This window comes from uncultured Leptotrichia sp. (assembly GCF_938036635.1).
GTDB classification, from domain to species: Bacteria; Fusobacteriota; Fusobacteriia; order Fusobacteriales; family Leptotrichiaceae; genus Leptotrichia; species Leptotrichia hongkongensis.
In genome coordinates this window covers 1-8090 of sequence record NZ_CALHQO010000189.1, presented here as the reverse complement: position 1 = coordinate 8090, position 8090 = coordinate 1, and the positions used below count along the sequence as shown (strand labels likewise).

At 31.3% G+C, this 8090-nt stretch carries 9 protein-coding genes; all 9 read left to right on the top strand.

Annotation, left to right across the window (positions count from 1 at the left end; all coding sequences use genetic code 11):
- Positions 1 to 261: 261 nt before the first annotated feature.
- The gene (locus Q0370_RS03755) at positions 262 to 888 is read left to right on the top strand and encodes a ribonuclease HII (protein ID WP_299572307.1); all 627 of its coding nucleotides are present in this window, start codon (positions 262 to 264) and stop codon (positions 886 to 888) included.
- 237 nt (positions 889 to 1125) lie between these two features.
- Positions 1126 to 1473 carry a YraN family protein gene (locus Q0370_RS03750; RefSeq protein ID WP_299572305.1) on the top strand — a complete coding sequence of 116 codons (348 nt, stop codon included), beginning with the start codon at positions 1126 to 1128 and terminating at the stop codon, positions 1471 to 1473.
- Positions 1474 to 1482: 9 nt separating this feature from the next.
- Positions 1483 to 1683, top strand: coding sequence for a zinc ribbon domain-containing protein (locus Q0370_RS03745; protein WP_299572303.1), 201 nt, complete (start codon positions 1483 to 1485; stop codon positions 1681 to 1683).
- 67 nt (positions 1684 to 1750) lie between these two features.
- Positions 1751 to 2365: a ComF family protein gene (locus tag Q0370_RS03740; protein WP_299572301.1), complete on the top strand. Its 615-nt coding sequence runs from the start codon at positions 1751 to 1753 to the stop codon at positions 2363 to 2365.
- Positions 2362 to 4941 carry an alpha-amylase family glycosyl hydrolase gene (locus tag Q0370_RS03735; RefSeq protein ID WP_299572299.1) on the top strand — a complete coding sequence of 860 codons (2580 nt, stop codon included), beginning with the start codon at positions 2362 to 2364 and terminating at the stop codon, positions 4939 to 4941. Before Q0370_RS03740 ends, Q0370_RS03735 begins: the two co-directional genes overlap by 4 nt.
- A gap of 66 nt (positions 4942 to 5007) precedes the next feature.
- Positions 5008 to 6087, top strand: a complete 1080-nt coding sequence (locus Q0370_RS03730) for a thymidine kinase (RefSeq protein ID WP_299572296.1) — start codon at positions 5008 to 5010, stop codon at positions 6085 to 6087.
- A gap of 41 nt (positions 6088 to 6128) precedes the next feature.
- Positions 6129 to 6932: a hypothetical protein gene (locus Q0370_RS03725; RefSeq protein WP_299572293.1), complete on the top strand. Its 804-nt coding sequence runs from the start codon at positions 6129 to 6131 to the stop codon at positions 6930 to 6932.
- Positions 6933 to 6977: 45 nt separating this feature from the next.
- Complete coding sequence (locus Q0370_RS03720; protein WP_299572291.1) at positions 6978 to 7550, top strand: hypothetical protein; 573 nt, start codon at positions 6978 to 6980, stop codon at positions 7548 to 7550.
- Positions 7551 to 7599: 49 nt separating this feature from the next.
- Positions 7600 to 8090, top strand: a 491-nt coding sequence (locus tag Q0370_RS03715; protein ID WP_299572288.1) for a UvrD-helicase domain-containing protein, incomplete at its 3' end; no start/stop codon positions are given.

Genomic DNA, 8090 nt, shown 5'->3' with positions numbered 1-8090 from the left:
ACCTATGGCTAGTCTACGACATTTTTCTGCACTGACAAAAAACTCGCTATGCTCAAACAGTTTTGCCAGCACAGAAAAATGCTCCGACGGATTAGGTTATGCTAGACTCTGTTTAAAAAATGAAAATTATATCTTAAATTTCTTGAAAATATTAGGTTTATATCTTTTATTGGAAAAGTTTATAATAAATTCATTATTTAAATTGGGAATGGTATCAAATTTTAAGTTTAGAAATATTATAAAAAGTAAAGGAATATGCTTATGGATAAAAAAAATGAATTAATGGAATTTGACGAAAAATATAATAAGATTGTTGTTGGGGTTGATGAGGCTGGTAGAGGGCCTTTGGCAGGGCCGGTTGTGGCTGGAGCTGTAATTGTGATTCAGGATTTTCCAGAATTGCAGGAGATTAACGATTCGAAGAAGTTGACTGAGAAAAAAAGAGAAAGATTGTTTGAAGCAATAGAAAAAAATTGCATTGTGGGAATTGGGATTGCTTCAGAAAAGGAAATTGATGAGATGAATATTTTGAACGCAACATTTCTAGCAATGCGTCGAGCGATTAATCAAGTAGCTGAAAAATCAGCATTTGATATAGTTCTGGTTGATGGTAACCACTTGATTCAAGAGTATGAAGGAGACCAGGAATGCATTGTAAAAGGAGACAGCAAGTCGTTAGCTATTGCGACAGCTTCGATTGTGGCAAAGGTTAAAAGGGATAGAATGCTTTTTGAGATTGCAAAGGAATTTCCTCAGTATGAATTTGAGAAACATAAAGGATATGGGACTAAGAAACATAGGGAGATTTTGCTTGAAAAAGGGGCTTGTAAGTATCATAGGAAGACCTTTTTGAAGAAGATATTGGATGGAAGTGAGAAGAAAAAGTAGATTTTTATTTATTCAGTAAAATAAAAATGAACACGAAACGTGTAAGAAAATTGATAAGGAAATAGAAAATTTTAAAGTAAATGAAAATTTTGAAAAAATTAAATAATAAAAAAAGAAGAGAAAATTTTCCAGTCTTGAAAAATAAATGAAAAATTGGTATCATATAATATAAAATTAAAAGAATAAATATAGATATTTATGATACAATGTAAAAAAGGGGATGGGACGAGAAATAGTATGAATAAAAGGGAAATTGGGTTTAAGTATGAGAATGTGGCGAAGGAATATTTGATTTTGCAAGGGCTTACGTTTGTTGAAAGTAATTTTTATACCAGGTTTGGGGAGATTGACTTGATTTTTTTTGAAAAGGAGAGTCAGACGCTGGTATTTGTGGAGGTCAAATATCGGAAGAATGATTTTTTTGGATCGGCGATTGAGATGGTTACGGAGGAGAAGCAGAATAAGATTCTTGCGAGTTCACAAATTTATCTTTTAAAAAAGGAATGGGATAAAAATGTAAGGTATGATATTGTTGGAGTAAGTCGTGGCTCTAGCAGTATTGAGTGGTTAAAAAATGCGTTTTGAGGTGATTGTATGAGAAATGATGAGAAATGTTGCAAGTGTGGAGAAGAAATATTTGAAGTGAAAAAGGTGGCAATTCCTACAAAAAAAGTTGCTGGAACGCAGATTGCCATCGATACATTTTATTTAAAAATATGTAAAAATTGTGGATATACAGAAATGTACTCAACTAAAATAGTTCAAAAGGTTGAGGATCCAGTTGAGGGATATTAAATTTTTTAAGGAAATAATATTTAATTTTAAAGGAATTTTATTTAGAAACCAGGATATAATTTCAGGGGTGGAATTAGTTGAGTACGGTATTGTATCGAAAGATACGAAAAATATTCTGAAAAGTCTGAAAAAATTACGGAAATTAAATAATATTTATTATGTATGGGACTACAATAAGGAGTTTAAGAGGTTAATTTATTCTTATAAATATAATCATAGAAAAATTATGGCAAAATTGATTGCTGAATTAATAAAGAAAGAATTTTATTATGTCTTAAAACGTGAAAAGATAGATGTTGTCGTGAGTGTGCCTGTCAGTAGGAAAAGAAAGAACGAAAGAGGGTATAATCAGGTTGATGAGATTTTGAATTGTCTAAAAGTGAATTATGTTCGGCTTGAGCGGGTAAAAAATACTAAAAAGATGGCTGGAATTTTGGACGAAGAGGAAAGAAACAGGAATATTGAGGGAGCGTTTAGGATTTCTAAAAATATTGACTTGAGCAATAAAAAAATTTTGATACTTGATGACATTGTAACAACAGGAGCGACACTTCGAGAAATAAAAAGTAGCATTTTAAGGCAATTTGATAATAAAGATAAAAAAAATGGAAATAATATAAAAATTACTGTTTTTTGTCTGGCTGCGGCTAGGGAGATTAAGGTAAATAGAGGAGAAATATGAGTTTTAAATTAAAAATGAAAGTTTTATTGTTTTTGGTAAGTTCAGTTGTTTCGTTTTCTGCACAAAATGAAAATTTTCAAATGAATATTAAAAATAATGATGTAAATAATCGTGAAGATTATTTGATTAGTGCAGTAAAAAGAAAAAATAAGAATAAACAGGAAAATATTGAAAATTCAGAGAATAATGAAATAGGGCAAAATGAGGAAAATTCAACAGAAACATTGAAATATAGCCAAAGAAATGATGGAGTTATCGACTTGAATTCGTTAGTTCATAAGGAAGATTCTGAATTTAGGGTGCTTAATGGAAATAATGTAAAGATTATGTTAAGAACGAAAAATAACGATGTTTATTCTGCGGAAGTTGTCTACAGTGGCGGGAAAAAAATGATGCGTGGAATTGGAAATTATGGTGGTAACGAGATTTTTATGGCTGAAATTCCAAGCAATGTGTCAAGTTATTATTTTGTATTGACTGATGACAAGACTAAATATTATATGGGAAGAAATATTACGAAAAATCCTGCAAATGTAGAAAAATTTGAATATTCACGTTCTACAAAGCTTACAACAATTCCAGAATGGGCTAGAGGTTCAGTTGGATATCAGATTTATATTGATTCGTTTAGAAATGGCGATGTGGATAATGATGCGATTTTTAACGAATTTGGGACAGATGACTTTTCAGAGCCTACTGGAGAAATTCGTTCAGGAACATCTAAGAAAGACTTAGTGCTGGCATATTGGGGCGGAAATGAAAAACCGCAGTTTTCGTTGAATGAATGGAACAGTAACTATGAGGAAAAAAATGAATGGGAAGAAAATACATTAAATGATGTGCAGAACTACACACGTTATTATGGTGGAGATTTACAGGGAATAATTGACAAACTTGACTACATTAAAAATCTTGGTGTGGAATACATAATTTTATCATCGCCATTTTATTCGCTTTCAAACCATAAATATGACACGATTTACTTTAATCACGTGGATCCGTATTTTGGCTACATAGAGCAGACTGGAACATCAAAAGGGCTTGATATAAAGGCAAAAGTCCATAATAACAATGGGGATAAGGAATTAAACTTGCTTATTTTCAATCCCGAAACGGATAAGAATTTACTTGATGAGGATTTACTAAATGTAAAAAGCTGGATTTGGACAGATTCTGATTTACAGTTGGCAAGCCTTGTAAAACAGGCTCACCAGAAAGGGTTGAAAGTAGTTCTGGAAGTGGCTCCTGATACAACGTCAAGCAGATTTTTTGCTAGAAATAATAAAGAATTTTCTAACTGGTATTTAAAAGATACTGTACTTGACTTAAAAAATCCGCAAGTTAGAAATTATATTGAGAATGCAATGAAAAAATGGATTTTAGGGCCTGATGAGACTTTTAAAAAAGATGTGTATGATGATGGAATCGACGGAATAAGATATGTTTATTACGACAACGAGAATAAAGAATATCTTGCACAAATTACAGAAAATTTGAAAAAATATAAACCTGACTTGCTAATTACAGGAGAGGTTTCAAACAGTATTACAAAAGATGTTGAAGATGGAATTTATGACAGTGGGGCAGATTATAATATTGTAAATAATATTATAAAGTATACTGTGAATACTAATCCAAATTACCGAATCAACGGCGTAGAATTTGCAACAAAATTAAATGAAATTTATAACAGATATTCAAGCAATCGTTTTAATATGACACAAGTTTTTATTGGGTCACTTGATACAGATAGAATCTTTAGTGGAATGATAAATCCGAATAGAGTTTATGATAGAAATAATCAGTCGGATCAGGGATACTTAAATATTCGTCCTGATTTATACGATGGCACAGCTGTAAGCAAGCTGAAAAGAGTCGTTGCAATGCAAATGATGCTGCCTGCGACACCAGTTATATATTATGGTGATGAAAAGGGAATGTGGGGAGCAGATTCGCCCCGAAATAGAAAGCCTATGTTGTGGGAAGATTATGAACCATATGATCCTGAAACAGATAGTATAAGTAAATATAAAGATAGACTTAGAAGTTTTCCTAGTGTTGTGGAAGTAAACGAAGTTCAAAAATGGATTTCGTATCCTGTAAATAGCAATGCAGATATAGAAAACCACTATAAAACATTATTAAAAGTTAGAAAAGAACATAAAAATCTATTTAAAAATGGTAAATTAAGAATTCTTGAAGTCTACAGCGATCCAAAAACGCAAGGTCGTATTGATTCAGAAATATCTGCTTATTTAGCAGATCAGAATAGACGGGCAAAATTGTACCAAGGACGTGATTTTACGCCAGCAAGACCAAATACAGACTTTATTTCCTATGAAATTTCAGACGGGAATGAATCAATAATAGTTGTAGTAAATAATGGACCGGATGAATATCCATTATCATTACAAGTACCAAAATTATTTGGATTTTATCGAAATCAGCTGAACTTAAAAGAAAATTACGCAATTTCTGATAAAAAAATTCAAATTAACGTAAAACCTTATGAAGTCAAAGTTTTATACAGTAATGCAAAGAATATATTTGACTCATTTAGACAAAATAAAAATTAAAAATGAATGGGGGCAAGTCCCCCTTTTAAAACGTAAATTATAAAATGATAGAAAAAGGAAGATAAAATGATACAAAATTCTAAAATCGGAACACTAGAAGTTGTTACTGGAAGCATGTTTTCAGGAAAAAGCGAGGAACTTATAAGAAGGCTTAGAAGGGCTGAGTATGCGAAGCAGAAAATTGTAGCATTTAAACATGCTATCGATAACAGATATGGGGAAGAGGGAGTATTTTCGCATGGCAATGACAGTTTTAGAGCTTATCCTGTGAGTGATGTTTCTCAAATGGAAGAAATTATGGAAAAAAATGTTGATGCGGAAGTAATTGGAATTGATGAGGTTCAGTTTTTTGGGGAAAAAATAGTTGAGTTTTGTAAGAAGTATGTGGAATATGGGAAAAGAGTGATTGTCGCAGGGCTTGATATGAGCTTTAGGGCAGAGCCTTACGAGCCAGTGCCAGAACTGATGAGTATCGCCGATCAGGTGGATAAGCTTCACGCAATTTGCATGGTTTGTGGAAAACCTGCTTATGCGAGCCAGCGTCTTATCAATGGGGAGCCTGCTTATTATGACGACCCGCTCGTTATGGTTGGTGCAAATGAAAATTATGAGGCAAGATGTCGAAGACATCACATTGTAAGGCATAGAACTGATAAAAAAGGAAAAATATATTTTGTAGTCGGAACGGAAATTAACGTTGGCAAGAAATTTGTTGAAAAAATGTATGAAGAACAGTTATTTGAAAATAAAAAAGTGGAAACAATAGTTATAAAAGGGCAAATGGAGGAAAATGAAAAAAGCAATTTAATAAATTTACGTGAAAAAATAAATTTGGCATTAGCTGAAAATGATTATATCTTTGTTAGAATTACTGGCGGACTTTTGTTAAAGCTGGAAGGAAGCTACAGTATTCTCGATTTTATGTGTGAATTTAGAAAAAATTCAGAAGTTATAATCGTTTCAAAAAATAAAAAAGGCGTACTTAACCAGATTTTATTGACAGTGGATTTACTAAAAAAATCGGATTTGAACTTGAAGGAGATTGTCTATAAAAATGGGAGTAGTCACGTTGGGGAAGAGAAAGAAGAAAATGGTGTTATTGAGAAAATATCGAAGATAACGGAAGTAAAATATCGGGAGTTGTAAGATTTGAATAATACTTAAAATTTGAAGGAAGGAATTTAAGAATGAAAAAATTATTGATTGTTGTTTTGCTTAGCTTTTGTGTAATTGCTTGCGGAAAGAAAAATCAGGAAATTAAAAATGGCAATAAAAAAAATTCTGTTCAAAATGCTGAATTAAGAGCTAAAACAATGGAAGATGAAATTAAGGAAATGGTAAATATTTGGAATGAAGCTTCTAGCAATGCAGATTTTGATACATTAGAGAAGATACTGGCAGATAAAATTGAATATTATCAGACAACAGTATCGAGAGATTATTATATTAAAGACCAAAAGAAATTTTTTGAAAAAAATCCAGTTTATGGGCAAGTATTAAAAGGTGATATTAAAGTGGAAAAAATATCAAATAGACAAGTGAAAGCAGAATTTGTGAAGGAAGTTACAACAAAAAAAGGAATAAAAGATTACCCATCATATTTAGTATTTGAAAAAATTAACGGTGAATGGAAAATTATTTTAGAAAGTGATTTAGTTTCTGATGCAAATATAAGAAAACAAAAAATTGCTAAGACTAAAACAATAAGCAGTTCAGAAGAAGCATATCAGTTGGTGCGAAAATCTATCATTAAACATGATTTAGCTGATGTTAATTGTATAATGACTTTAGATACTGGACAAGATGAAAATTATTATTATTTCGATATTCGTAGTGATAATGCAAAATGTGGGGGAGATTCAGGTGTAGCGCCACGATTATTTAGTTATCAAGTAAATAAGAAAACAGGAAAATTAAAAACAGATTCAATGCAGTGGGCTGAAAAAATTGGTAAAGATCCTTTAGCAATGGAATTTCATGCGATAGATTAAAATTTAAGAGAGAAATTAAGAATAATTTGAAGGAGATGAATTGAAATGAAAAAATTTATTTTATTAGGGATTATTATCTTATCATTTATAGTACAGGGAAATAATCAAATATTTAAGTCAAACTCAAAAGAATATTTTATAATTAAAGGTAAAAATATTGTTAATCAAAAAAGATTAGTGACAAGTCTAGATAAAAGTAATTCAAAATATGAAATTTTAATTGGATTAGATCATCCGAATGGGACAATCCTTAATTTAAAGAATCAAGAAAATAAAAAAATAATAGGAAATCTCCTAATGGATATTCCTTCTCTAGAAAGTCTTTCAGATTATTTTGATGACTGGGGAAGTCCATTAGAAGAGGTGGTTTATCAAGTAACAGTTTTGGATTTAAATAACGATGGAGAGAAAGAAATTATTTTAACAATGTTTAATCCTGAATATGTTGTTGGATTAGTTTCATATATTTGGACAAAAGAGAGATACATTGGTGAAATTCAAGGTGGAGGAAGTTATATGGAAGTAAAAAATAACCGTATTATAGCACCATTTGGAAGTCAAAGACTTTTTGAAGAATATACTTTAAAAAATAATAGAATTGTCAAAACAGTCAACTAAAAAAATTAATGATGTCATAAATAAAAAGAAAGTTTTATAAAGGAGAAATATGAGCAGTATTTTAGATGAATTAAATGAAGAGCAGAGAAAAGCTGCGGAAAAAATAGAAGGGCCTGTATTGATACTGGCTGGAGCGGGAAGTGGTAAAACACGGACAGTTACTTATAGAATTGCACACATGGTAAAAGAGATAGGAATTTCGCCACTTAATATTCTGGCACTTACTTTTACGAATAAGGCGGCAAGAGAGATGAAGGAAAGGGCTGCGGCACTTATTGGACATGAGGCGAATAATCTTGTAGTTTCTACATTTCACTCGTTTTCGGTGAGATTGCTTAAAACTTATTCTGAAAGAATTGGATATGGACGGAATTTTAATATTTATGATGTGGATGATCAAAAATCAATTATTACAAAGATAAAAAAGGATATGGGAATTAAGGATAATGATGGTGTTCAGCCGGGAAAACTTGCAAACAGAATTAGTAAATTGAAAGAACAAGGGATAGGAATTAAGGAGCTTGAACGTGAAATAGATAT

Bases quoted from the DNA above. Each gene is read 5' to 3' on its own strand.
- Q0370_RS03755 (WP_299572307.1), top strand. From the start codon at position 262: ATGGATAAAAAAAATGAATTAATGGAATTTGACGAAAAATATAATAAG.
- Q0370_RS03750 (WP_299572305.1), top strand. From the start codon at position 1,126: ATGAATAAAAGGGAAATTGGGTTTAAGTATGAGAATGTGGCGAAGGAA.
- Q0370_RS03745 (WP_299572303.1), top strand. From the start codon at position 1,483: ATGAGAAATGATGAGAAATGTTGCAAGTGTGGAGAAGAAATATTTGAA.
- Q0370_RS03735 (WP_299572299.1), top strand. From the start codon at position 2,362: ATGAGTTTTAAATTAAAAATGAAAGTTTTATTGTTTTTGGTAAGTTCA.
- Q0370_RS03730 (WP_299572296.1), top strand. From the start codon at position 5,008: ATGATACAAAATTCTAAAATCGGAACACTAGAAGTTGTTACTGGAAGC.
- Q0370_RS03725 (WP_299572293.1), top strand. From the start codon at position 6,129: ATGAAAAAATTATTGATTGTTGTTTTGCTTAGCTTTTGTGTAATTGCT.
- Q0370_RS03720 (WP_299572291.1), top strand. From the start codon at position 6,978: ATGAAAAAATTTATTTTATTAGGGATTATTATCTTATCATTTATAGTA.